Raw genomic sequence first — 25305 nt, forward strand, 5'->3', positions numbered from 1 at the left:
TCAGGCGCGCAGCGACGCGAGGTAGTGCTGGACGCCGTCGAGGGTGGGCAGCAGACCCTGGGCCCTCGCCTCGGCGAGGCGGGGGGCGGCGGTGTCCTTGTCGGACAGCTGAGCCAGGAGGGGCGACCCGTCGCGCGCCGTCGTGGGCCACTCGATGCCGACCTCGGGGTCCAGGGGGTGGATGCCGTGCTCGTGGCCGGGGTCGTAGCCGGCGGAGCACAGGTAGAGCACGGTCGAGTCGTCCTCCAGGGACATGAACGCGTGCCCGAGACCCTCGCCCAGGTAGATGGCGCGGCGGTCGACGTCGTCGAGCAGGACGGAGTCCCACCGCCCGAAGGTGGGCGAGCCGACGCGGACGTCGACGACGACGTCGAGGACGGCGCCCTTCGCGCAGGTGACGTACTTCGCCTGGCCGGGCGGGACGTCGGCGAAGTGGATGCCGCGCAGCACGCCGGCGGCGGACACCGAGGCGTTGGCCTGCTGCAGGTCGAGCGGGTGGCCGACGGCGTCCGCGAACGGCCCGGCCTTGAACCACTCGAGGAAGACGCCGCGAGGGTCGCCGTGCTGCTGCGGGGTGATCTCGTAGGCGCCGGGGACGGCCAGCTCGCGGATCTGCACGGGGCGCTCCTTCGCGGGTCTCGGCCGGGTGTCGAGGATGGGGTGGCCCGTAGGATCCTATGGTGACCGAGACCACGACGGTGCCGCCAGCCACCCCCGCGTCCCGACGCTGGCTGGTCGTCGGCGCCGCGGGCATGCTGGGCACCGACCTCCTGGCTCGCCTCCGGGACGGCGGCGCGGACGTCGTCGGGCTGGGCCGGGCAGACCTCGACGTCACGGACGCCGACGCCGTCCTGGCCGCGGTGCGCGGGTCCGACGTCGTGGTCAACTGCGCGGCGTGGACGGCGGTCGACGACGCCGAGGCCCACGAGGACGACGCGTTCCGCGTCAACGCGACCGGGGCGGCGCACCTCGCGCGGGCCGCGCACCAGGAGGGTGCTCGCCTCGTGCAGGTGTCCACCGACTACGTGTTCGACGGCGCCGCGACCGCGCCCTACGCCGAGGACGCGCCGCTCGCGCCGGTGTCGGCGTACGGGCGCACCAAGGCCGCGGGGGAGTGGGCCGTGCGCGCGGAGGCGCCGGACCACCTGACCGTGCGCACGGCCTGGCTGTACGGGGCGCACGGGGGCTGCTTCCCCAGGACGATGGCGCGCCTGGGGGCCGAGAACGACCGCCTCGCGGTCGTGGACGACCAGGTCGGCCAACCCACCTGGACCCGTGACCTGGCCGACCTGATCGTCCGGCTCGTCGAGGCGGACGCCCCGGCGGGGACGTACCACGGCACGGCGTCGGGCCGGACGTCGTGGTTCGGGTTCACCCGCCGCATCCTCGCGTCCGCGGGCCTGACGACCCCGCTGGAGCCCACGACGTCCGACGCGTTCGTCCGCCCCGCACCGCGGCCGGGGTTCTCCGTGCTCGGCCACGGCGCCCTGGCGGCCGCCGGCGTCGCGCCCATCGGCGACTGGGCGGAGCGCTGGGACGCCGCCGCGGCCGAGGTGCTGGCCTGAGCCTTTCCGGGCGTCGGCGGGCTACTGCTCGAGCAACCCGAGCAGATACGTGCCGTAGCCGGACTTGGTGAGCTTCTCGGCGCGCTCGCGGAGCTCGTCGTCCGACAGGAAGCCGCGCCGCCACGCGACCTCCTCGGGCGCGCCCACCTTGAGCCCCTGGCGGCGCTCGATCGTGCGGACGAAGTCGGACGCCTCCAGCAGGGAGTCGAACGTGCCGGTGTCGAGCCAGGCCGTGCCGCGCGGCAGCACCTCCACGTGCAGGTCCCCGCGCTCGAGGTAGGCGCGGTTGACGTCGGTGATCTCGTACTCGCCGCGCGGCGACGGTTCCAGGCCCTTGGCGATCTCGACCACGTCGTTGTCGTAGAAGTAGAGGCCGGGCACGGCGTAGCTCGACTTCGGCTGCGCCGGCTTCTCCTCCAGCGACACGGCGCGCCCGTCGGCGTCGAACTCGACCACGCCGTACGCCGTCGGGTCCGCGACCCGGTAGGCGAACACGGCGCCGCCGTCGACGGACGTGTACTTCTGCAGCTGGTCGCCCAGCCCCTGCCCGTAGAAGATGTTGTCGCCCAGCACCAGCGCCGCGGCGTCCGACCCGATGAACTCCTCGCCCAGCACGAACGCCTGCGCCAGCCCGTTCGGCACCTGCTGCACCGTGTAGGAGATCGAGATGCCGAACTGCGACCCGTCGCCCAGCAGCCGACGGAACTGCTCGGCGTCGTGCGGCGTCGTGATCACCAGCACGTCGCGGATGCCCGCGAGCAGCAGCGTCGACAGCGGGTAGTAGATCATCGGCTTGTCGAAGACCGGCACCAGCTGCTTGCTCACCCCGAGGGTGATCGGGTGCAGCCGCGTGCCGCTCCCGCCGGCCAGGATGATTCCGCGCATCGTTGCCAGTCCCTCCGTCGGTGCGGTCCCTACGAGTGTGCCGTGATCCGCGCGTAGACGTCGGCGTAACGGCCGACGAGCCGCTCCCAGGTCCGCTCGGCGGCGACGTGCCGGCCGGCGTCGACGAGCGCGGCGCGGTGGTCGGCGTCGTCGAGCACGCGCGCGACGGCGTCGGCCCAGGCCTCGACGTCGTCGGGGGCCACGAGCACGCCGGCGGGCGCGCCGCCGCTCACCCGCGAGGGCTCGAGCGGCGAGAGCACCTCGTCGAGCGCGGGCAGGTCGCTGGCGACGACCGGCCGCCCGAGGGCCATCGCCTCGACGGGCTTGAGCGGCGTGACGAGGCGCGTGACGCGGTCGGGGCGGCGCGGCACCAGCACGACGTCCAGGGCGGCGAGGTAGGTGCGCGCCACGTCCCGCGGCACCCGGCCGGGCAGGTGGGCGTGCTCGCCCAGCCCCAGCTCGCCGGCGAGCCGCAGGAGCCGCGGCCGGTCGACGCCGTCGCCCACGATCAGCGCGGACACGTCGACTCCGCGCGAGCGCAGCAGGGCGACCGTGCGCAGCACGGTGTCCAGGCCCTCGTAGCCGACGACGCTGCTCACGGTGCCGACGACGAACGGCGCGGTGCGCAGGCCCAGTGCGGAGCGCGCCTCGGCGGTCGACGGTGCGGGGCCCAGCAGCGCGGCGTCGACGGCGTTCGGCACCACGGTGATGCGCTCGGCAGGCACGCCACGTCCGACGAGCTCGTCGCGCATCGTGCCGCTGAGGGTGACGACGTGGTCGGCGGTGAGCGCGAGGTCCGTCTCGCGGGCGCGCAGCAGCGCGAACCGCTCCGAGGCGGCAGCGCGCTCGCGGCCCTCGGGCGTGGGGTGCGACGCGGCCCACGTCTCCTCCGGCAGCCCGCGCACCTCGTAGACCCAGGGCAGGCCGACCCGCGCGGCGGCGGCGCGGGCGGCGTCGCCCGTGGTCCACGGCGTGGTGGCGTGCACGACGGCGGGGCGCGCGGCGTCGAGGGTACGCGCCAGCAGGTCGACGCCGTCCGCGGCGCGGCGCCGGTGGTCGGCGGGCAGCGACCGCGGCACCAGGCGGCGGTACGTCACCCCGTCGACGACGTCCGCGCCGCGGGCGCCGAGCGCGCCGATCATCAGCGGGTAGCCCGCGCGGGTGGTCGCGGTGACGGGGTGACCCGCGGCGCGCTGCGCGGTGAGGATGGCGTGGGTGCGCAGCGTGTACCCGCTCTGCGTGTGCGGCAGCGAGTTGGTGAGGTGGTGGTGCACCGCGACGGGGGCGTGGGAACCGGCCGAGATTTCACCCGGTCCGGTTCGCGGCAATTTTTCACCCGCTCGCCCCGGGAAACCGTCCGCATCCCGAGACGAATCGGGGTCGGAGACGGTCTCGAGGTCCGCCACCTGCCCCAGCAGGGACGCCCGGACACGGCGCCCGGCACGCGTCGTCGCGGCGGCCGCGCGCAGAGCGGCCACATCGCCGTCCTGCCACGCGGCACGCAGTCGACCGGCCTCCCCGGAGGTGCCGTCGCCCAGCGCCCGCTCCACCCACGGCACGACGACGGCGCTCACCCGGGCCGGGGTGCGCCGCGCCGCCTGGAGCACCAGCCACGCCGGGTCGGTGCGCAGCGCACCGCCCACGAAGGACGCCGCGAAGCGCGCGTTGCGGGCCAGCTCGCGCACGCGCGTCATCGGGCGTCCGGGCCGGTGAGCTCGTGCAGCAGGTCGAGGTACCGCGCGGCGAGCGTGTCGTCGTCCGCGTTCTGTGCCACCCACTCCGCTGCGCGCGGGTCGGCGACGGGTACGTCGCCGGACGCCGCCCAGCCCGACCACAGCCCGGTGAGCGCGTCGACGTCGCCGGGCGGCACCACGGAACCGGCGCCGGAGCGCTGCACCAGGGCGGCGGCCTCGCCGGCCACGCACGCGGTGGCGTACGCGCCCGACGCCATCACCTCGTAGAGCTTCGACGGCACCGTCCACTCCAGCGGCTTCCAGGCGCGCAGCGACACGACCACAGTGTCCGCCCAGGCGTAGTAGCGGCGGATCTCGTCGTGCGGCACGGACCCCACGAATGTCACCGGCGCGTCCAGCTCGGCCACCAGGTCCTCGAGGAACGGCACGCGCGCCCCCGCACCGACGATGCGGACGTCGAGCCGCAGGCCGCGCCGGGTCACCTGGGCCGCGGCGCGCACCACCGACTGCAGGTCCTGGGCGCGCCCCACCGTGCCCGCGTACACGACGCGCAGCGGCCGGGCTGGCGGGGCCCCGCCGTCGTCGGACAGGCCCGCGGCGTCGTCGGTGGTCAGGGGCTGGAACGACGTGCCGTTGCGCACGACGGCGACGCGGCGCACGCCCCGCTCGAGCAGCACCTGCGCGAACGTCTCGGTGGTCGTGACGACGGCGTCCGCGCGCGCCTGGAGCCGCGTCACCGCGCGATGCACGAGGGCGCGCGCCCCCGCGAGGGCGCGGGAGGTGGCGGAGCGTCGAGCGTCGAGCACGCCGCTGGGCTCGATGAGGTCGGGCCACGCGTCGCGCATCTCGATCACGAGGCGGGCGTGCAGGAGCCGTGCCAGCAGCCACGCGGCGAACATCGACGGGATGCCGGGCACGGTGCCGACCACGACGTCGGGCCGCTCGGCCCGCTGCCGGAAGTGCCGCAGGCCCAGTACGACGGCGCTCGCGGCCGCCACAGCCTGGTCCACCGTGCGTGACAACAGGTCGGCGGCGTGCGGGCGGAACCGGGTGCGGACCACGCGCTCGCCGTGCCGGCCCAAGGAGACCGACCCCGGCCGGTGGTCGGCGGCCGCGTCCTGCAGCCGCCCGCTCGGGTAGTGCGGGGGAGGGGCGAGGACCGCGACGTCGACGCCCGCGTCCATGAGGCGCGGCGTCAACGTGTCCCACCGCCGCTGCGGGGCGCCGTGTTCCGGCGGGTAGTGGTGCGTGACCAGCAGCACGCGGGAGCGCTTCGACGACGACGTCGCCCCGGTGCCGTGCATGGTGCTGCCTCTCGTCTCGCTCGCCGTGCCCGCGGCTCTGCGGCGGCGCACCCGGCGAATGGTACGGCGGGAAGTCTCACGAGCGGAACACAACTTCTCCGTGACCGGGCCCGTAGGATCCCGCCCTGTGAGCCGAGCCGACGCCCCGTACCGCCACGCCCGCACCGAGGCGCGCCGCAGCCATCGCGCGCTGGCCGTCGTCGGGGTGCTGGTGCTCCTGCTCGCCGCCGGCGGCTTCGGCGCGGCGTGGTGGTTCCAGCACAGCCTGGACGGCAACATCGAGCGGATCGGCGACCCGTTCGCCGAGGTCTCGTCCCCGCCGGAGGCGGAGGAGGAGACCGAGGCGGTCAACCTGCTCGTGCTGGGCTCGGACAGCCGGATCTCCGCCGGCGACCCGTCGCAGTGGAAAGCCGGCGCCCAGCGCACCGACGCGATCATGCTGGTGCACCTCCCGGCGAACCGGAAGAGCGCCCAGGTGGTCTCGATCCCGCGCGACTCCTGGGTGCCGATCCCCGGGTACGGCGAGGCCAAGGTCAACGCGGCCTTCTCCTACGGCGGCCCGTCGCTGATGATCCAGACGGTCCAGGACCTCACGGGCGTGAAGATCGACCACTTCGTGGTCACCGACTTCGAGTCCTTCACGTCGATGACGGACGCGCTCGACGGCGTGCGCATCCGCGTCCCGGAGGACATCGGCGACGGCAAGCAGGTCTTCTTCTCCAAGGGCGTCCACATGATGTCGGGCGAGGAGGCGCTGAAGTACACGCGCCAGCGCCACGGGCTGAACAACGGCGACTTCGGCCGCGTCCAGCGGCAGCAGAACTGGATGCGCGCCATCCTCGCCAAGGTCAACAACAACCGGAACGACGTCGGCATGATGAGCCAGTTCTTCACCACGGTGAGCAAGTCGGTCGCCGCGGACGACGGGTTCACCATCGACCGGATGCGCAACCTCTACATGAGCGCGCGCGGGCTGGCCACCAACGACGTCGACTTCATGACCGCGCCGTACTCCGGCACCGGCCGCAGCGACGACGGGCAGTCGATCGTCGTCCTCGACCGCGAGCGGTTCGACCCGCTGATGAAGGCGATCGCGAAGGACGAGGCGGGCAGCTACGTCAAGGAGCACGCCGACGACCTCGAGGTGCTCCCCGCCACCGTCAAGTAGCCGCACGGCGTCCCCCGGAGGGTTGTGGGCGGGCGTTTGGCCCTGTTTCGCCAGGAAACAGGGCCAAACGCCCGCCCACAGCGGGAAGGTGCGGAAGGCTCAGGCGGCGGTGTCGACGGCCACGCGGCCGTCGGCGAACGTCATGCCCTGCACGACGGTGCCCGGGTAGCGGGCGGCGAGCAGCCGCTGCACGTCCAGCGCGATGCGGGCGTCGGGGCGGATCTGCACCGACCCAGCGGGCAGGCCTTTCGCGGCCAGCACGGACTCGATGCGGTTCTTCGCGAGCCCCAGCAGCTTGTGCGCGGGCAGGCCGCCGGCGCTGGCGTCGACCGAGAGCACGGCGACCCCGCCGTCGAAGCCCTCGACACGCAGCCGCGACCGGACGGCGGGCACCAGGCGGGTCGCGAGCTTGAGCGGGCCGGGCAGGTTCTTCACCCCCCGTGCGTCGGCGACGACCTCGAGCTCGTCACCGGCGCCGCCGACGGACGTGACGAAGCGGGGCAGGGTCCGGCCTCCCAGGAGGCCGAGTTCGTTCAGGGTCTCCGCAAGGGACATCTCGGTGCGCACGGCGCATACCGTACTGGACAGGGCGGGAGGCGTGGGACGCGTCACTCCCCGGGCGGGGAATAGAACGATTCGATAGTCTGTTGCCACGGTCGACGACACCCCGAGGAGAAGGAGATCCGTGGCCCCCGCGAGCGACGAACAAGCCGGGGAGCTCGACCGATGAGCGCCACCTTCTCCTCCCTCAGGTACACGAACTACCGCATTTGGTTCGCAGCCGCCCTCGTCGCCAACGTCGGCACGTGGATGCAGCGCATCGCCCAGGACTGGATCGTCCTCACCGACCTCAGCGACGACTCCGGCATCGCCGTCGGCCTCACCACGGCCCTCCAGTTCGTGCCGTTCCTCCTGCTGTCCCCGTGGGCGGGCGTGCTCGCCGACCGGCTGCCGCGCCGTCGTCTCCTCATGGCCACCCAGGGCGGGATGGGCGTGCTGGCCCTCGCGCTGGGCGTCCTCGTGCTGTCCGGGCGGGCGGAGCTGTGGCACGTCTACGTCTTCGCGCTCCTGCTCGGCGTCGTGTCCGCGCTGGACAACCCCGCGCGACAGACCTTCGTCGCCGACATGGTGCCGGCCTCCAAGCTGCCCAACGCCGTCGGCCTGAACAGCGCGTCGTTCAACGCCGCGCGCCTCATCGGGCCGGGCGTCGCCGGGCTGCTCATCGCCGCCGTCGGCGCAGGCTGGGTGTTCATGATCAACGGCGTCACCTTCGGGGCGACGATCGCGGCCCTGGCCCTCATGCGGGTCCGGGAGCTGCGGCCGCAGGCGGCGGCGCCGCGCGCCAAGGGGCAGATCCGCGAGGGCGTGCGCTACGTGCGCCAGCGGTCCGACATCGTCGTGATCATGGTCGTGATGTTCGTCGTCTCGACGTTCGGCCTGAACTTCCAGCTCACCTCGGCGCTCATGGCGCGCGTCGAGTTCGGCCGCGGGGCGAGCGAGTACGGCATCCTCGGCTCGGTGCTGGCGATCGGCTCCCTCGCGGGGGCGCTGCTCGCCGCCCGCCGGGACCGCCCGCGGGTGCGCCTGGTGATCGGCTCGGCGTTCGCCTTCGCGGTCACGACGGCGGTGCTCGGGCTCATGCCGACCTACTCGTCGTTCGTGCTGGCGTGCATCCCCGTGGGGCTGGCGTCGCTGACGATGATGACGGCGGCCAACAGCGCGCTGCAGGTCTCGACCGACCCCGTGATGCGCGGCCGGGTGATGGCGCTCTACATCATGATCTTCCAGGGCGCGACGCCGATCGGGTCGCCGATCGTCGGCTGGATCGGCGAGGCGTGGGGCCCTCGCTGGTCGATCCTCGTGGGCTCGATCGCCACGTTCCTCGTCGCCGCCGGCGCGACCGTCTGGGCGGTGCGGCGCTGGCACCTGCGGGTGCGCTACCGGGTGCTGTCCCGGCCCCACCTCGAGGTCGTCTACCTCGACCGCGAGGTGCTCGACGGCGTCACCACGCGCGACGGTGTGCGGCGCGAGCTGAGCCGCGCCGACGCCGAGCGGGTGCCGACGACGGCCTGACCCGCTCGGACGGCGCCCGGACGACCGCTCAGTGCCGGTGCGCGGCCGGCTCGTGGCGGGAGGAGCGACGCGGCGGCGGGGTGATCCCGTGGGCACGCCGCTGCATCCGCGCCTCGAACTCCTGCTGGTCGCGCATCTCCTCCTCGTTCGGCCACATCAGGACGACGAAGATGAGCGCGACCGTGAGCGCCGCGATCCCGAGGATGAGCGGGCCGAGCAGGTCGATGGCGGTGGTGCCGGTCGTCGGCACCCCCGGCGTCCCGGTGATCGTCAGCGCGGCCATGCCGGTGTAGTGCATGCCGCTGACGGCGACGCCCATGATGAGGGCCGCACCGAGTGTCGCGGCGCGTCCGCGCACGTTCACGCTGAGCCAGAGGGCCGCCGTCGCCGCGACGATCGCGATGAGCACCGACAGGCCCACCACGGGCAGCGAGAACTCCATGTGGCCGGTCATGCGCATGGCGGCGATGCCCATGTAGTGCATCGCGGCCACGCCGAGCCCGGCGACGATGCCGCCGGAGACCAGCCACAGGGGCCGGTCGCCCGCGAAGCCGACGAGGAACAGCCCGAGCGCGACGACGACCACGGCCACGAGGGCGCTGAGGATCGTCTGCGGCACGTCGTAGTTGATCGGCATGTCCGTGACCGTGAAGCCGAGCATGGCGATGAAGTGCATGACCCAGACGCCCGTGCCGCCGATCGCGACGGAGGCCACCAGCAGCCATGCCGCGCGCGTCGTCGTGTCCGTCGCGGCGCGGGCGCGCGCCGTCGCGGACAAGCCGGTCGCCGCGCCGAGGCACGACGCGACGTACGCGAGCAGCGGGGTGATCAGCCCGTAGGTGAAATGGTGCATCTCCGGCATGCGGGGTCTCCCGGATACATCGCCTGTCTGTGACGAGGCGGCACGTTATCAGCCCGTGACCTGGTGGGTGAAAAACGTCCGCTGACCGGGGGCGATGCAAGGCGTGTCCGGGTGGGGCCGCCGGCGGAAGCGTCAGCCGAGGTGCGCCACCACGTGGTCGACGCACGCCGTGAGGGCACGGACGTCGTCGGGTTCGACGGCGGGGAAGACGCCCACGCGCAGCTGGTTGCGGCCGAGCTTGCGGTACGGGAACACGTCCACGACGCCGTTCTCCCGCAGGGCGCGCACGACGGCGGTGGCGTCGATCGCGTCGTCCAGGTCGATCGTCGCCACGACCGTGGACCGCTCGGCCGGGTCGGCGACGAAAGGCGTCGCCCAGTCGCGCGCGTCCGCCCAGTCGTAGAGCACGCCGGCGGACTCTGCCGTGCGCGCGCTCGACCACGCGAGGCCGCCCTGCTCCAGGAGCCACTCGACCTGCTCGGCGAGCAGCACCAGCGTCGCGACCGCCGGCGTGTTCAGCGTCTGATCGAGGCGAGAGTTCGCGAGCGCGGTCGTCAGCGACAGGAACTCCGGCACCCACCGCCCGGTGGCCGTCCCGGCGGACGCCTCCACGCGCTCGGCGCGCTCGACCGCGGCGGGCGAGCAGGCGGCGAGCCACAGGCCGCCGTCGGCCGCGAAGACCTTCTGCGGGCCGAAGTAGTAGACGTCGGTGTCGGCGACGTCGACGGGCAGCGCGCCCGCGCCCGACGTCGCGTCCACGAGCAGCAGGGCCCCGTCGGCGCGCGCGCCGGGCACCTGGCGCACCGGCGCCATCGCCCCCGTGGAGGTCTCGTTGTGCGGCGTCGCGTACACGTCGACGCCGTCGACCGGCGTGAGGTGCGCCACGGTGCCGGGCTCGGCCGACACCACGTCCGGGTCGGCGAGGAAGGGCGCGCGCGTCGTCGCCGCGGCGAACTTCCCGCCGAACTCCCCGAACACGGCGTGCTGCGCGCGGCGCTCGACGAGGCACGCGGCGGCGACCTCCCAGAACGCCGACGAGCCGCCGTTCCCGAGCGCCACCTCGTACCCGTCGGGCAGGGCGAACAGCTCGCCGAGGCCTGCGCGGACGCGCCGCACGAGGTCCTTCACCGCCGGCTGCCGGTGCGACGTCCCCAGCACCGGGGCCGCCGGGTCGCCCGCCGCGGCCAGCGCGGCCACCTGGGCGGGGCGCACCTTGGACGGGCCGGAACCGAACCTGCCGTCGGACGGGAGCAGCGACGCGGGGATGACCACGCTCGGGTGGCTCGAACGGCTCGGGTGGCTCGACGCAGCGGGCATGGTGTCTCCGGTTCCGGGCGAGTGGGAGCGGTCGTGGGTGGGGCAGGGCAGGATGTCTCGTCGGGAGCGCGCACGACGGCGCCGCGCGACCCGTCCTGCGCCCACGCGTGCGAATAGACTAGGCCGCGCCGAAAGACGGGAGTGGACGTGACCGACCTGATCGACACCACCGAGATGTACCTCAAGACGATCTACGAGCTCGGTGAGGAGGGCATCCCGCCGCTCCGCGCCCGCATCGCGGAGCGACTGGGGCACTCCGGGCCGACGGTGTCGCAGACGGTGGCGCGCATGGAACGCGACGGTCTCGTCGTCGTGACGGGCGACCGGCACCTGGAGCTCACCGAGGCCGGGCAGGCCAAGGCGACCCGCGTGATGCGCAAACACCGCCTCGCCGAGCGGCTCCTCACCGACGTCATCAAGCTCGACTGGGAGCACGTGCACACCGAGGCGTGCCGCTGGGAGCACGTGATGAGCGACCTCGTCGAGAAGCGGCTCGTCACCCTGCTCGACCACCCCCACGTCGACCCGTACGGCAACCCGATCCCGGGGCTGTCCGAGCTGGGGGAGCAGTACCAGGACGTGCCGTTCCTGGAGGGCGTGCAGTCCCTGCCGGGCGTGCTCGAGGCGCGCCGGGCGAAGGGCCTGACGGACGGCGACGGCATCGAGCTGGTGCTCCAGCGGATCGCCGAGCCGCTCCAGGTGGACATCGAGCTGCTGGCGCGTCTCGCCGAGTCCGGCCTCGTGCCGGGCGCGCAGATCGTCGCGCGCACCGCGGGCGAGGACGTCGCGGTGGAGGTCGAGGGGTCCGGCATCGTGCTCGACCTGCCCGAGGAGCTGGCGAAGCACCTGTTCGTCGCGAGCCGCTGACCTGCGTTCCGGCTCCTGCGCCGGGCCGGCACGCCACATCGTGACCGCAGCGTGACATCGCCCGGGGTTGTCCGGTACGGTCGGGGCGCTCGCCGGAGTTCATCCTGCGGGCGCTCGACCGGACCGCCGAACCCTGCCACCGGCCGAGCTCCACGGACATCCGCACGGCAGGAGCGGGGGACCCACTTCGGGCGTCGGAGACGACGTCCTCGGGGTGAAGCCGGACGGGCCCGGTCACGGGAACGGACGGCCGGGTGTTTCTCCCACCCGAACCCGACAGCTGACCTCGCAGGCGACAGGAGAGGTAGACACGTGAGCGCACGCACGAACCACGGCCGGCACCGCGCCGCCCGTCGTCCGATCGCCCTCGCCCCGTCCGGCGCCGCAGGCCGCCGTGTGGCCGTGGCTGCCGCCGCCGGTGGCCTCCTGGTCTCGACCTTCGCCAGCGCGGGTGCCGCGCAGGCCGCCCCGGTCGACACCGACGCCGCCAAGAAGCTCAGCACCGTCGACCTCGGTGCCCTGACCGACCAGGCCCGCGAGGCCCTCGAGGCCGCGCCGGTCGTCACCGTCGACGCCAAGGCCAAGGTCGACGTCGAGAAGGTCACCGCCAAGATCGCGGCCGAGGCCGAGATCACCCCGGCGCCCGAGCCCGAGCCGGAGCCCGTCGTCGAGCAGGTCGCCGACACGTCGTCCACCGACGACGCGTCCCGGTCCTCGGAGACGGCGTCCCGCTCCGACGAGCGCGAGGCCGTCGAGGCGCCGGCGTCCGCCAACGGCTCCGCGATCGTCTCCATCGCGATGCGCTACGTGGGCGTCCCGTACGTCTCCGGCGGCAGCAGCCCGTCCGGCTTCGACTGCTCCGGCCTCACCCAGTACGTCTACGCGCAGGTCGGCATCAACCTGCCGCGCACCTCGTCCGCCCAGCGCAACGCCGGTACCGTCGTCTCCGCCTCCGAGGCGAAGCCGGGCGACCTGGTCTGGACCCCGGGTCACGTCGCGATCTACGCCGGCGACGGCATGCAGATCGACGCCCCGAAGCCGGGCGACGTCGTGAAGTACCGCGCCATCTGGCAGTCCAACCCCACCTTCATCCGCGTCGGCTGAGTCCGTCCGACACGCTCCCGGAGCCCCGTCGCGCCCTGTGCGCGGCGGGGCTTCGTCGTGCGCGGGTAACCGGTTCGACCTGGGTGGATGTGACCTACGGCACGGTGTCCACAGGTGCTGTGACCGAAACGTGACATCGACTCCCGGGTCCGCTACGGTGTCAACCACTCGGCGGGTGATCCGCCGGGTCTCGACCGGAACGCCGAGCCCTGCAGCCGGTCGGGGACCTTGACCGCACGCAGGGGCGGGGGACCCAATTTCGGGCGCTGTTCCACGGCGTCCTTGGGGTGAAGTCGCACGGACCTGGTCCGTGAGGCCGGGTGTTTCTCCCACCCGAACCCGACAGCTGACCTCGTAGGCGACAGGAGAGGGAACACGTGAACGCACGTACCACGCGCGCCCGGCACCGTGCCGCGCGCCGTCCGCTCGGCGGGCTGGTCCAGAGCGTCAGCTCCTCGGTGACCGGTCGTCGGGCCGTCGTCGCCGCAGCTGCCGGCGGCCTGCTCGTCTCGACCTTCGCCAGCGCGAGCGCCGCCCAGGCGGCCCCGGTCGACACCGACTCGGCGAAGAAGCTCAGCACCGTCGACCTGGGCGCCCTGAGCGACCAGGCCCGCGAGGCGCTCGAGGCCGCCCCGGTCGTCACGGTCGAGGCCAAGGCCAAGGTCGACGTCGAGACCATCAGCAAGAAGGCGATCTCCAAGTCGGAGATCACCCCGGCCCCCGAGCCGGAGCCCGAGCCCGAGCCGGTCGTCGAGGAGGAGAGCACCGAGCGCTCCACCCAGACCGTCTCCCGCACCGCGGAGCGCACCGAGGCGCCGGCGGCAGCCGAGACCTCGTCCAGCTCGTCGCTCGGCCAGCAGGCCGTCTCGATCGCGATGCGCTACATCGGGACGCCCTACGTCGTCGGCGGCGCCAGCCCGTCCGGCTTCGACTGCTCGGGCCTCACGTCCTACGTCTACGGCCAGCTCGGCATCGACCTGCCCCGGACCTCGTCCGACCAGCGCTACGCCGGCACGGAGATCCCCTTCTCCGAGCTGCAGCCGGGCGACCTCATCTGGAGCCCGGGCCACATCGGCATCTACGCGGGCGACGGGATGGTCGTCGAGGCCTCCCGCCCGATCAACTGGGAGACCGGCTACCACAAGATGTGGCAGTCCGAGTCGGAGGCCGTCGCCCTGCGCGTGTTCTGACGCCACGCGGCCAGCCGCACCCGGACCTCGTCGACCCTCGTGCTCCCGAGCACGGGGGTCGACGTGTCTGGGCGCCGCTTTGCTGTGCCTTGCGCCATCCTTTCGCTACGCTTGAACCAGGCGCCCTCGACGACGAGGGTGAGCTCCTCGCCAGCGGACAGGAGGCGCGAGATGACACGGCCTGAGGTCGTCCTGGTAGGTGTCGACGGGTCTGCAGCCAGCCTGCACGCCCTCGACTGGGCTGCCGCGTACGCGCGGCGTGTGGGATGGGGGCTCCACGTCGTCTGTTCCTACTCGTTGCCGTCGTTCACGGCCGCGTCGCTCGACGGCGGGTACGCCGCCCTGGACGACACCGCGATCCAGGAGGGCGCCAAGGCGGTCCTCGCCGAGGCGGAGGAGCGCGTCGCCGCCAGCGAGGTCCCGGTGACCGGCACCGTGGCGACGGGAGACGCCGCCGGCGTGCTCGTCGAGATGTCGCGCGAGCACGCGCTCGCCGTCGTCGGTACCCGGGGCAAGGGCGGGTTCACCGAGCGGTTGCTCGGCACCGTCTCGTCGGCCCTGCCGGCGCACGCGCACTGCCCCACGGTGGTGGTGCCCTACCGCGGCGACGGCGGCGGCAGCACCGACGCCGCGGAGCGTCGCGACGGCGACGCGGTGCACGAGGTGCGCCGCATCGTCGTGGGTGTCGACGGGTCGCCGTCGGCCGAGGTCGCGCTGAAGCACGCCGTCGCGCAGGCGAGGGCGTGGGACGCGGAGCTCGTCGCCGTCGCCGGCGTGCCGCTCGGGGGCGGGGCGGGGATCCTGGCCTGGCTGCCGTCGCAGATCGACCACGAGACCGTCCTTGCCGACGTCAAGGCCGGCCTCGACGTGACCGTGGACCGAGCCCAGGCGGCGAACCCGGGCGTGACGATCAAGCGGCACGTGCTCGACGGCACGGGCGCCGAGCTGCTCACCGAGTTCTCCACGGGCGCCGACCTCGTCGTGGTCGGCTCCCGCGGACGCGGGGGCTTCCGCGGTCTGCTGCTCGGGTCCACCAGCCAGGCGGTGCTGCACCACTCCGCCTGCCCGGTGCTGGTCGTGACGCGCAAGTGCGACGAGGAGCTCGACCAGGACGGCACGGACTCCGCCTCCGCCGCCTGACGCTGTGAGCGGGCGTTTGGCCCCGATTCGTGACCGAATCGGGGCCAAACGCCCGCTCACACGAGCGACTTGGCGCGCAGGGCGCCGCGGACCCGGGCGACGAGCTGCTGAGGCCGGCGGAGGTCCTCCGCGACGACGACGATGACGGTCCAGCCGAGCGCCTCCAGGAGCCGGCGGCGTCTGATGTCCTCCTGCCACTGCTCGCGATCGGTGCGGTGGTGGTCACCGTCGTACTCGATCGCGACCTTCTGTTCCGGGTAGAGCAGGTCGACCCGCTTGACGTAGGTCCCGTCGGGCGCGAACACGACATCGTTCACGCGGGGACACGGGAGGCCGGCGTCCACGAGCAGCAGCCTCGTGCGTGTCTCGGTCGACGAATCGGTGTTCGGCCGCAGCCGGGGGATCGCGTCCCGGACCTGGACGATGCCTTTGACCTTGTGCGTCCGCGCGCTGATGTCGAGCAGCTCGGCCGGCGACGTCAGCCGGTGCTTGCGCCGCATCATCGCGTCGCCGAGGACGACCACATCGTCCGCCAGGCGGAGCTCGCAGGCGACGTGAGTGAACGTCTGTGCGGGCGACGTCACGAGGAGCCCGTCGATCTCCACGGTGTCGAGGAACGACTGCCGGGTCCAGTGCGCGACGACGCCGGGGCGTTCGGTCCTGTCCTCGCTGCGCATGGTGACCACGTGCAGGCGCGTGTCGTCCGCGTGGGTCCACGGGCGCTCGACGCGGAGCAGGTCGAGGGCGGTCGTGTGGCTGAACGCGACGTCGTCGTCGAGCGTGAGGCGCAGGGCCCGGCACCGGTCGTGCAGCTCTGTGACGGACCCGGCAGGGAGCCGCACGCCTGTGAAGGGTGCGTCCCACCGCCGTCCGGCGCGGAGCTGCTTGCGGCTGAGGCCCGCTCGCAGGGCGTCGGCCACGGTGAACGGGGACGCGCTGTCGCCGACGAGGTCATCCATCGGCACAGCGTGGCGAGCGGAGACGGAGTCAGGGGTGCGTCATCCACAGGTTTCCGTTGTGAGCGGGCGTTTGGCCCTGATTCGGTCGCGAATCAGGGCCAAACGCCCGCTCACAACAGTCGGGCGGGGTCAGTGGCGGGTGCGGTACAGGTGCATGGTGATGGGGCCGAAGACGGCGGTGAGGACGACGGAGGCGACGAGCACCCAGACGATCTCGCCGCCGTCGGGGGTGCCGGCCATCAGCCCGCGCACGGCGGTGACGAGGTGCGTGACCGGGTTGATCTCGACGAATCGCTGCAGGGCGGCGGGCATCGTCGAGGGGTCCACGAAGATGTTCGACGCGAACGTCAGCGGCATCAACACCATCATCGACACGCCCATCACGGCGTTCGGGGTGCGCAGCAGCAGGCCGAGGATCGTGAAGATCCAGCTCAGCGAGAAGGCGAAGACGAGCAGCAGGAGCACGCCGAGCACGACGCCGACCACCCCGCCGTCGGGGCGGAACCCGAGGATCAGGCCGAGCCCGATCGTCATGACCGACGCGATGGAGTAGCGCACGGTGTCGCCCAGCAGGGCGCCGACGATGGGCGCCGGCCGCCAGATCGGCAGCGAGCGGAACCGGTCGAAGACGCCCTTGGTGATGTCCGTGTTGAGCGTGTAGCCCGTGTACACGGTGACGATGACGATGGTCTGCACCAGGATGCCGGGCAGCAGGAATTGGATGTAGGCGGACGTGGACCCGGCGAGCGCGCCGCCGAACAGGTACGTGAACATCAGCGTGAAGATCACGGGGGAGACCAGCACGTCGAACAGCTGCTCGGGCACGTGCTTGATCTTCAGCAGCGCGCGCCACCCGAACGTCAGGGTCATGGAGAGCGCGGACGGTCGCGAGGGCGGCTCGGTGAGCGCGACGGCCTGGCGCAGCGTGGTGGTCGCGATCTCGGTGGGTTCGGCGGACGCGGTCATCGGGACACCTCCTGGGCGTCGGCGGGCTCGGCCTCGTCGTCGGCCGGCAGCGGCTTGCCCGTCAGGGTGAGGAACACCTCGTCGAGGCTCGGCTGGCCGAGCGTGAACTCCGGCACGGCGATGCCCGCCTCCCCGAGCGCGGGCAGCAGCTGCGCCACCGAGTCGGCGCCGTCGTCGGGGACGCGGGCCGACAGCGCGTAGGGATCGGTGGGCAGGGTGGGCTCGGTGCCCAGCACCTTCTCGACGACGCTCGCCGCGGCGGACCGCTGGCCGGCGTCGGCCAGCCGGATCGACACCGCCCCCTGGCCCACGGAGCGCTTGAGCTCGGTCGAGGTGCCCTCCGCGATGACGGTGCCGTGGTCGATGACGGCGATGCGGTCGGCCAGCTGGTCCGCCTCCTCGAGGTACTGGGTGGTGAGGAGCACGGTGGCGCCGTCGGCGACGAGCACCCGCACGATGTCCCACACCTGGTTGCGGCTGCGGGGGTCGAGCCCGGTGGTGGGCTCGTCGAGGAAGAGCACGCGCGGCGCCAGCACGAGCGAGGCGGCGAGGTCGATGCGGCGCCGCATGCCGCCGGAGTACGTCTTGACCTGCCGGGGGCCGGCGTCCGACAGGCTGAAGGCGTCGAGCAGTCCCTCGACGCGGCGCCGCGCCGCCGCCCCGGTGAACCCGTACAGGCGGGCCAGCATGAGCAGGTTCTCGGTGCCGGTCAGGTCCTCGTCGACGGACGCGTACTGGCCGGTGAGCCCGACGGCGGAGCGGACGGCGTCGGCGTCGGCCACGACGTCGTGCCCCAGCACGCGCGCGGTGCCGGCGTCGGGGCGCAGCAGCGTGGCGAGCATGCGCACGACCGTGGTCTTGCCGGCGCCGTTCGGCCCGAGCAGCCCGAAGACGCTGCCGGTCGGGATCCGCAGGTCGACGCCGTCCACGGCCTTGGTGACCTGCTTGCGGGTGGTGAAGTGCTTGACGAGCCCGCGGGCGTCGACGGCGAGGTCGTCGCGCGGGGGACCGGGGTCTGACGCGGACATGGGATCTCCCGTGATGTCGGTGACGTGCGTCACGTCCCAGGCTAGGACGGACCGCCGACGCCGAACTCATCGGCGACGGACGAGGAGCGGCGCGGCGGCCGTGGCAGGGTGTCGCCCATGACCACGGAGCCGATGACCACCGAGCCCGCGACCCGCCACCTGTTCGACCCCGACCACCTCGCCGCGTGGGTCGGCACGCAGGCGGGCTTCGCGCGCGTGCCGGGCGCGCAGTACGCGGTCCGCGTCGGGGACGACGTCGTGCTCGAGGGCGCCTGGGGCGTCGCCGACGTCGCGACCGGCGAGCCGCTGCGCACGGACCACGTGTTCCGGGTGGCGTCGCACTCCAAGACGTTCACGGCGACGGCGGTGGCCCGGCTCGCGGACCGCGGCGCGCTCCGCCTCGACGACCCGTTCGACGCGCACCTGCCCGACCTCGCGGGCACCGCCGTCGGGCGGGTCACCCTGCGCGAGGCGCTCGGCCACACCGGCGGCGTGCGGCGCGACGGCACCGACGCCGACTTCTGGCAGCTCGGCGCGCCGTTCCCGGACCGGGTCGCCCTGGTGGCGGCGGTGCGGGCCGACGGGCCGGTCCTCGGCCGCGGCGAGGGCTTCAAGTACTCGAACCTCGCCTACGGGTTGCTCGGGCTGGTGGTCGAGGCGGTCACGGGGACGGCGTTCGCGCGGCACGTGCGCGACGACCTCCTCGCCCCGCTCGGGCTGGGGCGCACCACGCCCGAGCTCGACGACGCCGCGCCCGCCGTCGTCGGGCACTCCGCCCTGGGCGTCGCCGACGACGGGCGGCTGCCGGTCGCGCCCGTGCGCACGGGCGCGCTGGCCGCGGCGACGGGGTTCTGCTCGACGGCGGCCGACCTCACGCAGTGGTTCGCGGCGCACGCCGAAGGCTCCGGCCTGCTGCGGCCGGAGACGCGTCGCCTGCTGCAGCGGGACGAGTCGGCGATCGACCGCCCGCACGCCCGGCCGCGGCGCTACGGGCTGGGCTTCGAGGCGCGCGAGATCGAGGGCCGTCGCGTCGTCGGGCACGGCGGCGCGTTCCCGGGCCAGCTCAGCCGCACCTGGGCCGACCCGGCCGGGGGCGTCGTCGTGTCCGTGCTGACGAACGCGGTCGACGGCCCGGCCGACGCGATCGCGACCGGCCTGTTCGCGCTGGTCGCGACCGCCCTCGACGCCGGCGCACCCACGGCCGAGGAGGCCGCCGTCCTGGGCCGCAGCACGGGCCGGTTCGCCAACCTGTGGGGCCTGACGGACCTCCTCCGGCTGGGCCGGGACGTGTGGCTGATCGACCCGCGGCGCGAGGACCCGCTCGCCGGCGCCGAGCGCCTGGTCGTCGACGGCGACGCCCTGCGGCTGCCCGTCGAACCGGGGTTCGGGGCGCCGGGGGAGCCGGTCGAGGTGCTGCCCGGCGACGACGGCCGGCCGGCGGGGATCGTCGTCGCCGGGGTCACCTCGTGGCGTGCCGAGGACTACGAGAGCGAGCGCCGCGCGCAGCTCGCCGCCCGGCACGGGGCGTGAGCACCGATCACGGCTCGGGGAACGTCGGGGTGATCGGGTCGAGGCGCGGCGCCGGGGACGGGCGGGGCTCGTCGAACGTCTCGACCTCGACGGTCTCCGGCTCGAGCAGGCGGGCGACGGCGTCCTCGAGGTTGGTCCGGATCGCGGCGACGAGGCCGTCGGCGTCGCGGGCCTCGAAGCGCTCGACCAGCTCGACGTGCGACTCGGCGGCGTCCTTGCGCACGGCGTAGTCCTCGCTGAGCGTGAAGCTCGCGATGCGGACCTCCACGATGAGCGTCGTCATCCAGCGCAGCAGCCACGGATTGCCGCCGGCCGCGACGAGCGACCAGTGCACGTTGAGGTCGGCGTCGCCCACGCGGCGGGCGTCCTCGCTGCGCTCCGCGTCGACGAGGGCGTCGTGCGCGGCGCGGACGGCCGCGACCTGGGCCGGGGTGGCGCGCTCGACGGCGAGGGGCGCGGCCGACGTCTCGACCGTCGTGCGCGCCTCGTACAGCGCGCGCACCCGGTCGGCCCCGATGCGGACCACGCTCAGCCCGCGGCCGGGCACCGAGCGCAGCAGGCCCTCCTGCACCAGGCGCTGCGCGGCCTCGCGGAACGGCCCGCGGCTGACGCCGAGCTGGCTCGACATCTCGACCTCGCGGATCGGCGACCCCACCGCCAGGGCGCCCGAGTAGACGGCGTTGCGCAGCTCGACGGTGATGAGGTCGACCGTCGACGGGCGCGTCACCGGCGTCAGGAACGGCGCGCTGCCGACGGGGGCCGGCGACGACGATGGGGTCATCTGCTCTCCTTTCAGGGCGGCCGGGGACCGTCCGACCGGGACATATCATCCCGCGCCGCGGCCCCGGCCCAGATCGTGACCCTCTTGTGACCATGGCATGACCGGCGTTTTCGGGCATGTCGGTCTCGTTCACGACGATCGTTCGTCGCGGCGACGCCGCTCTGACCTGCGACGACGCCGAACGGAGCGCGTCCTGGCGACCCGCCCTCGCTGATTGTAGACAATCCGACATGTGGATACATAGATTGTCGTACCGTCGGCATCGCGGCTACCGTGTCGCACCGTTCAGACCAACGGCTCGGCGCGGACTCCCGCCGGGCGACGAAGGGAGACACCGTGTCGTCCACCAGGACCACGAAGCGCCGCCGGGCGATCCTCGCTGCCGGTTCCGTGCTCACCATGACCGCGCTGGCCGCCTGCTCGAGCGTCGACGGCGGATCGGGGGACGACGGGGGCTCGGCGCTCCAGACGATCCAGGACGCCGGCACCGTCAACGTCGCGTACAACGGCGAGAAGCCGTACAGCTACGACGACGGCGGCGAGCTCACCGGCGCGACGATCGCGCTGGACAAGAAGGTCTTCGGCGAACTCGGGGTCGACGAGGTCGAGGGCACCCAGACCGAGTGGAACTCGCTCATCCCGGGTCTCAACGCCGGGCGCTACGACACCGTGAGCGCGGGCATGTCGATCCTGCCGGAGCGCTGCGAGCAGGCGGCGTTCGCGGAGCCCACCATCATGTACACCACGGCGTTCCTGGTGCCGGAGGGCAACCCCGACAACCTCACCGACTGGCAGTCGGTGGAGGACTCCGGCCTCACCGTCGCCGTGACGAGCGGCGCGATCGAGGACGGCTACGCCCAGAAGACCGGGGTCAAGACGATCACGGTGGGCGACTCGACCGACGGCCTCAACGCCGTCGTCTCGGGCCGTGCCGACGCCTTCGCGCTGACGGGCATCTCGATCCGAGCGCTCGCCGACAGCACGGACGAGCCGGTCGAGGCCACCGACGCCTTCGTCGCGACCATCGACGACGTGCCGCAGATCGGCGCGGGTGCCGAGGTCTTCCGCAAGGGCGACACCGAGCTGCTCGAGGCGTACAACGAGAAGCTCAAGCCCATCCTGGAGGACAAGGAGCAGTGGCTCGAGATCATGGAGCCGTTCGGCTTCACCGAGGCGGAGTACCCTCCGCCCGGCCTGACCGCGGACATGCTGTGCGAGGGCGACCTCGCGAAGATCTCCGACGAGCTGGGGCTGGATTCCTGACCACATGTCGGACGATCTCCAGGCACTGATCGACAGTCTTCCCAATCTGGGCAGCGCCGTCGTCGTCACGCTCGAGATGACGATCGGTGGTGCCGCACTCGCCATGCTCGTCGCACTGGTGCTGGGGTTCGGCTCGCGTACCCGCTCCCTCTGGGTGCGCGGGCCGTCCCGCGTCGTCATCGAGTTCTTCCGGGGCACCTCGCTGGTGGTCCAGATCTTCTGGCTCTTCTACGTGCTCCCGGTCTTCGGGTTCAAGATGGAGGCGCTCGCCGTCGCGATCGTCGCGCTCGGGCTCAACTATGGCGCCTATGCCGCGGAGGTCGTGCGCGGTTCCATCGAGTCCGTCCCGACGGGCCAGTGGGAGGCCGCGACGGCGCTCAACATCGGCACGTTCCACAAGGTGCGTCGCGTGATCTTCCCGCAGGCGTGGGCCCTGATGATCCCGCAGCTCGCCAACCTGCTGATCCAGCTGCTCAAGGGCTCGGCCCTGGCGTTCTACATCACCCTGCACGACGTGTACTGGTGGATCGACGAGCTGCAGCGGGACACGAGGGACACCTTCTTCAGCTACGGCGTCGGCCTCGTCATCTACTTCGTGATCGCGTACATCCTCACGTGGGGGATGAACTGGGCCGAGGAGCGGGCCAAGCGCCGGCTCGGCCGCGGCACTCGCCCACGCCTGCGTGACGTCTTCGGCCTCAAGCCGGGCGTCCCGACGGAGATCGCCCGCGTGAAGGGGGGTGTGGCATGAACGACGACGCCATCTGGAACTGGGACACGGCATGGGATGTCCTGCCGGCACTCCTGCGCGGCCTGGTCGTCACCATCGAGGCGACGGTCGTGGGCATGGTGATCGCCTCGATCCTGGGGCTGCTCATCGCCCTGGCCATGCGTGCGCCGACGCGGTGGGTGCGCGCGCCGTTGCGGTTCGTCGTCGACTTCATCCGCATGACGCCGCTGCTGGTGCAGCTCGTCTTCGTGTGGCTGCTGCTCGTGGACGTCCCGCCGCTCGTCATCGGGTTCGGCGTGCTCGGCGTGCACTACGCCACGTACATGTCCGAGGTGTACCGGGCGGGCATCGAGGCGGTGCCGCGCGGCCAGTGGGAGGCGGCCACCGCGCTGAACCTGCCCAAGGGGCGCACCTGGCGCGCCGTCATCCTCCCGCAGGCGATCCGGAACACCTTGCCCGGGCTGGGCAACTACGCGGTCTCCATGTTCAAGGAGACGCCGTACCTCTTCGCCATCACGGTCGTGGAGATGTACCAGGCCGCCCAGCAGTACGGTGCCCTGAACTTCTCCTACATCGAGCCGCTGACCCTGGTCGGGGTGCTCTTCCTGCTGGTGAGCTACCCGACGTCGCTGCTCGTCCGCCGGATGGAGGCGCGCCTTGCCTGACCCGACGACCACGACCTCCCCTGGGAGCCAGAACATGACCAACGCCTCGAACGGCACCCCCGCCATCGAGTTCAAGGACGTCGTCAAGCGCTTCGGCGACAACGTCGTGCTGGACAAGCTGAACTTCAGCGTCGCGAAGGGCGACCGCGTGACGCTGATCGGCCCGTCAGGATCGGGCAAGACGACGATCCTGCGCCTGCTGATGACCCTCGAGGAGGCGAACGGCGGGCTCATCCTCATCGACGGCGACCCCTACACGCACGAGTACAAGGGCGACAAGTGGGTCGACATCCCGGAGAAGCGCCGCCGTGAGGTGCGCAAGCGCGTGGGGATGGTCTTCCAGCAGTTCAACCTGTTCCCCAACATGACCGTGCTGGAGAACATCATCGAGGCGCCGATCCACGTGCTCGGCAAGAGCAAGGCCGAGGCCGTCCAGCGGGCGGAGGAGCTGCTCGAGCAGGTCGGCATGACCGACAAGCGGGACTTCAAGACGAACCAGCTCTCGGGTGGTCAGCAGCAGCGCGTCGCCATCGCACGGGCCCTCGCCATGGACCCGGAGATCCTGCTGCTCGACGAGGTGACCTCGGCGCTCGACCCTGAGATCGTGGCCGACGTGCTCGGCGTGCTCCGCGAGATCGCCCGCACCACGGACATCACGATGCTGCTCGTGACCCACGAGATGCAGTTCGCCCGCGACGTCTCCAACCGCGTGCTGATGTTCGACCACGGCAAGATCGTCGAGGAGGCCGACCCGGAGACGATGTTCACGAACCCCGGGCACGAGCGCACCCAGGAGTTCCTCAAGGCCGTGCTCGGGAACTGACCCTCCCGGGCTCCGAACAGGCGGTCGCTCCCGTTCTCGCGCGTCACGGCGCGTCAGGACGGGAGCAACCGCCTGTTCGGCGTCTCGGGGCCCGTGTCAGGACGCCGGGGTGGGGGTCGGCGTCGCGGCGGGGTCCTGCTCGGCGTCGGGGACGGTACCCCCGGTCCCCGTGCCGGCGCCGGTGTCCGTGCCGGTGTCCGTGCTGCCGTCCGACGAGTCGGACCCGTCACCGGCGCCCTCCGCCGGCTCGTCGGTGTCGGTGCCGCCCGTGGGCTCGTCGGTCGGGGTGTCGGTCTCGGTGCCGTCCGTCGGCTCGTCGGTCGGCTGGTCCGTGGTCCCGCCGTTGGTGCCGTCGGTCGGCTCGTCGGTCGGCTGGTCCGTGGTCCCGTCGGTGGTGCCGGTGGTGGACTCGTCGGACCCCTGGTCGCCGGTGCCCGTGCCGGAGTCGTCCTCGGGCACGTTCGTCGGGTCCTCGGCGGGGCTCGTCGGGGTGGGCACGGTGGTCGAGTCGTCGGAGCCGTTCGAGGTGCGGCTGATGCTGGTGCCGGACCCCTCCTGACCGCGCACGGCGTCGGACAGCGGCTTGCCGATGACGAGCTCGACGACCAGCACCACGCCCATGACGACGACGAACAGGGCCGCCGCCGACAGGGCCAGCACCTTCTTCGTGCCGTGCTTCTCCACGAAGCGCAGCCAGGCGTTGCGCGGCTCCGTCTCCTCGCCCTCGGGCGCGTCGTCGCCGGCGGCCGTCCCGCCGTCGGGCCCCGCGCCGTCGTCGGCCGCGAGCTCGGTGCCGACCGCGCCGACCGGGCCGAGGGGCCGGGTCTCCCCGAGCACCTGCGTCGAGTCGAGCGGCGCGGTGGCGTCGAGCGGCTGCGCCCCGGCGACGGTGCCGTCGGCCAGGGTGTCCGCGGCGTCCGACGTGCTGACCACCGTGCCGCGCGCCGTCGTGGCGGTGCCGCTGACGCGGATCGCGGCGGTGCGCGAGCGCCCGGCGCTGGGGCCGGTGCGCGCCACCACCTTGGTGACGACGGGCTTGAGCTGCTCGTGCGTCTTCTCGATCGAGCGCGTGTAGAGGAAGTTGCCGATGACCGTGATGACGCTCGCGAGGCCGGCGCCGATGATCGTCCCGGCGACGCCGAAGAAGGACATCAGCACCGTGGCGCTGACCGCGGCGAGGGCGCTCGCCACCACCTGGGTGAGCGAGAGCCGGGTCTTGGCGGGGGCGTCCTTCGCGTCGTCGTGCGGGTCGTCGACGGGGGCGCCCGGGGCGGAGTTGCGGGGGGAGGAGGTCACGGAGCGTCGGGTCCAGGTCGGGGTCGTCTGTCCGACGCCCGCCGCACCCGCCGGCACGAAGGCCGCGCGCCGCGGGCTTCGGCGTCTGCCGCGGG

Annotated in this window: 24 protein-coding genes and 2 riboswitches; of the genes, 12 read left to right on the forward strand and 12 right to left on the reverse strand. The window is 73.0% G+C overall.

Annotation, left to right across the window (positions count from 1 at the left end; translation table 11 throughout):
- Complete coding sequence (locus ACQP6G_RS10900; RefSeq protein WP_429764345.1) at positions 1-618, reverse strand: dTDP-4-dehydrorhamnose 3,5-epimerase family protein; 618 nt, start codon at positions 616-618, stop codon at positions 1-3.
- A 62-nt stretch (positions 619-680) separates the two neighbouring features.
- Here ACQP6G_RS10900 and rfbD point away from each other — a divergent pair, with 62 nt between their 5' ends.
- On the forward strand, positions 681-1565 hold the full coding sequence (gene rfbD / locus ACQP6G_RS10905) for a dTDP-4-dehydrorhamnose reductase (RefSeq protein ID WP_429764346.1): 885 nt from the start codon (positions 681-683) through the stop codon (positions 1563-1565).
- Positions 1566-1586: 21 nt separating this feature from the next.
- Here rfbD and rfbA read toward each other — a convergent pair whose 3' ends face one another.
- The 3 genes from rfbA to ACQP6G_RS10920 are packed head-to-tail and all read right to left on the reverse strand — an operon-like array spanning position 1587 to position 5499.
- Entirely contained in the window at positions 1587-2450 is an 864-nt protein-coding gene (rfbA, locus tag ACQP6G_RS10910) for a glucose-1-phosphate thymidylyltransferase RfbA (RefSeq protein WP_429764347.1), read from the reverse strand.
- Positions 2451-2479: 29 nt separating this feature from the next.
- Positions 2480-4144, reverse strand: coding sequence for a glycosyltransferase family 4 protein (locus ACQP6G_RS10915; protein ID WP_429764348.1), 1665 nt, complete (start codon positions 4142-4144; stop codon positions 2480-2482).
- Positions 4141-5499, reverse strand: a complete 1359-nt coding sequence (locus ACQP6G_RS10920; protein WP_429764349.1) for a glycosyltransferase family 4 protein — start codon at positions 5497-5499, stop codon at positions 4141-4143. Before ACQP6G_RS10920 ends, ACQP6G_RS10915 begins: the two co-directional genes overlap by 4 nt.
- Before the next feature lie 76 nt (positions 5500-5575).
- On the opposite strand from ACQP6G_RS10920, the gene ACQP6G_RS10925 reads away from it, so the two are divergent.
- A complete protein-coding gene (locus tag ACQP6G_RS10925; RefSeq protein ID WP_429764350.1) occupies positions 5576-6616 on the forward strand; it encodes an LCP family protein in 1041 nt (346 codons plus the stop codon).
- Positions 6617-6715: 99 nt separating this feature from the next.
- On the opposite strand, the gene ACQP6G_RS10930 is transcribed toward ACQP6G_RS10925, so the two are convergent.
- Positions 6716-7183, reverse strand: coding sequence for a hypothetical protein (locus ACQP6G_RS10930; protein ID WP_429764351.1), 468 nt, complete (start codon positions 7181-7183; stop codon positions 6716-6718).
- A gap of 159 nt (positions 7184-7342) precedes the next feature.
- Between ACQP6G_RS10930 and ACQP6G_RS10935 the strand changes: the two genes are divergently transcribed.
- Positions 7343-8689 carry an MFS transporter gene (locus ACQP6G_RS10935; RefSeq protein ID WP_429764352.1) on the forward strand — a complete coding sequence of 449 codons (1347 nt, stop codon included), beginning with the start codon at positions 7343-7345 and terminating at the stop codon, positions 8687-8689.
- A 28-nt stretch (positions 8690-8717) separates the two neighbouring features.
- Here ACQP6G_RS10935 and ACQP6G_RS10940 read toward each other — a convergent pair whose 3' ends face one another.
- Both ACQP6G_RS10940 and serC read right to left on the reverse strand, forming a co-directional pair.
- On the reverse strand, positions 8718-9551 hold the full coding sequence (locus ACQP6G_RS10940; RefSeq protein ID WP_429764353.1) for an MHYT domain-containing protein: 834 nt from the start codon (positions 9549-9551) through the stop codon (positions 8718-8720).
- 132 nt (positions 9552-9683) lie between these two features.
- A complete protein-coding gene (gene serC / locus ACQP6G_RS10945; protein WP_429764354.1) occupies positions 9684-10868 on the reverse strand; it encodes a phosphoserine transaminase in 1185 nt (394 codons plus the stop codon).
- Between the two features lie 147 nt (positions 10869-11015).
- On the opposite strand from serC, the gene ACQP6G_RS10950 reads away from it, so the two are divergent.
- The 4 genes from ACQP6G_RS10950 to ACQP6G_RS10965 all read left to right on the forward strand — a co-directional run bounded on the left by ACQP6G_RS10950 (position 11016) and on the right by ACQP6G_RS10965 (position 15169).
- Positions 11016-11735, forward strand: coding sequence for an iron-dependent transcriptional repressor DtxR (locus ACQP6G_RS10950; RefSeq protein WP_429764355.1), 720 nt, complete (start codon positions 11016-11018; stop codon positions 11733-11735).
- Between the two features lie 131 nt (positions 11736-11866).
- Positions 11867-12044: riboswitch (cyclic di-AMP (ydaO/yuaA leader) on the forward strand.
- 3 nt (positions 12045-12047) lie between these two features.
- Complete coding sequence (locus ACQP6G_RS10955; protein WP_429764356.1) at positions 12048-12839, forward strand: C40 family peptidase; 792 nt, start codon at positions 12048-12050, stop codon at positions 12837-12839.
- A 190-nt stretch (positions 12840-13029) separates the two neighbouring features.
- A riboswitch (cyclic di-AMP (ydaO/yuaA leader) is annotated at positions 13030-13216 on the forward strand.
- A complete protein-coding gene (locus ACQP6G_RS10960; protein ID WP_429764357.1) occupies positions 13217-14029 on the forward strand; it encodes a C40 family peptidase in 813 nt (270 codons plus the stop codon). It abuts the riboswitch before it with no gap.
- A gap of 171 nt (positions 14030-14200) precedes the next feature.
- Positions 14201-15169 (forward strand): universal stress protein, encoded by a 969-nt coding sequence (locus ACQP6G_RS10965; protein ID WP_429764358.1) that lies wholly within the window; start codon positions 14201-14203, stop codon positions 15167-15169.
- A 56-nt stretch (positions 15170-15225) separates the two neighbouring features.
- On the opposite strand, the gene ACQP6G_RS10970 is transcribed toward ACQP6G_RS10965, so the two are convergent.
- The 3 genes from ACQP6G_RS10970 to ACQP6G_RS10980 all read right to left on the reverse strand — a co-directional run bounded on the left by ACQP6G_RS10970 (position 15226) and on the right by ACQP6G_RS10980 (position 18122).
- Entirely contained in the window at positions 15226-16128 is a 903-nt protein-coding gene (locus tag ACQP6G_RS10970; RefSeq protein ID WP_429764359.1) for an endonuclease domain-containing protein, read from the reverse strand.
- A gap of 129 nt (positions 16129-16257) precedes the next feature.
- Positions 16258-17094 (reverse strand): ABC transporter permease, encoded by an 837-nt coding sequence (locus ACQP6G_RS10975; protein WP_429764360.1) that lies wholly within the window; start codon positions 17092-17094, stop codon positions 16258-16260.
- Complete coding sequence (locus tag ACQP6G_RS10980) at positions 17091-18122, reverse strand: ATP-binding cassette domain-containing protein (protein ID WP_429764644.1); 1032 nt, start codon at positions 18120-18122, stop codon at positions 17091-17093. The genes ACQP6G_RS10975 and ACQP6G_RS10980 overlap by 4 nt, the downstream gene beginning before the upstream one ends.
- Positions 18123-18239: 117 nt before the next feature.
- On the opposite strand from ACQP6G_RS10980, the gene ACQP6G_RS10985 reads away from it, so the two are divergent.
- On the forward strand, positions 18240-19652 hold the full coding sequence (locus ACQP6G_RS10985; protein ID WP_429764361.1) for a serine hydrolase domain-containing protein: 1413 nt from the start codon (positions 18240-18242) through the stop codon (positions 19650-19652).
- Positions 19653-19659: 7 nt separating this feature from the next.
- Here ACQP6G_RS10985 and ACQP6G_RS10990 read toward each other — a convergent pair whose 3' ends face one another.
- The gene (locus tag ACQP6G_RS10990) at positions 19660-20433 is read right to left on the reverse strand and encodes a GntR family transcriptional regulator (protein ID WP_429764362.1); all 774 of its coding nucleotides are present in this window, start codon (positions 20431-20433) and stop codon (positions 19660-19662) included.
- Positions 20434-20769: 336 nt separating this feature from the next.
- Between ACQP6G_RS10990 and ACQP6G_RS10995 the strand changes: the two genes are divergently transcribed.
- Genes ACQP6G_RS10995 through ehuA form a run of 4 tightly spaced genes read left to right on the forward strand, consistent with a single transcriptional unit; the run spans position 20770 to position 23914 of the window.
- Positions 20770-21696 (forward strand): transporter substrate-binding domain-containing protein, encoded by a 927-nt coding sequence (locus ACQP6G_RS10995; protein ID WP_429764363.1) that lies wholly within the window; start codon positions 20770-20772, stop codon positions 21694-21696.
- Between the two features lie 4 nt (positions 21697-21700).
- Positions 21701-22447 (forward strand): amino acid ABC transporter permease, encoded by a 747-nt coding sequence (locus ACQP6G_RS11000; RefSeq protein WP_429764364.1) that lies wholly within the window; start codon positions 21701-21703, stop codon positions 22445-22447.
- Positions 22444-23091 (forward strand): ectoine/hydroxyectoine ABC transporter permease subunit EhuD, encoded by a 648-nt coding sequence (gene ehuD / locus ACQP6G_RS11005; protein ID WP_429764365.1) that lies wholly within the window; start codon positions 22444-22446, stop codon positions 23089-23091. Before ACQP6G_RS11000 ends, ehuD begins: the two co-directional genes overlap by 4 nt.
- 34 nt (positions 23092-23125) lie before the next feature.
- Entirely contained in the window at positions 23126-23914 is a 789-nt protein-coding gene (ehuA, locus tag ACQP6G_RS11010) for an ectoine/hydroxyectoine ABC transporter ATP-binding protein EhuA (RefSeq protein ID WP_429764366.1), read from the forward strand.
- Positions 23915-24010: 96 nt separating this feature from the next.
- On the opposite strand, the gene ACQP6G_RS11015 is transcribed toward ehuA, so the two are convergent.
- A complete protein-coding gene (locus tag ACQP6G_RS11015; protein ID WP_429764367.1) occupies positions 24011-25210 on the reverse strand; it encodes a hypothetical protein in 1200 nt (399 codons plus the stop codon).
- Between the last annotated feature and the right edge of the window lie 95 nt (positions 25211-25305).

It is taken from the genome of Isoptericola nanjingensis (genome assembly GCF_050311635.1).
Taxonomy (GTDB): Bacteria; Actinomycetota; Actinomycetes; order Actinomycetales; family Cellulomonadaceae; genus Isoptericola; species Isoptericola nanjingensis.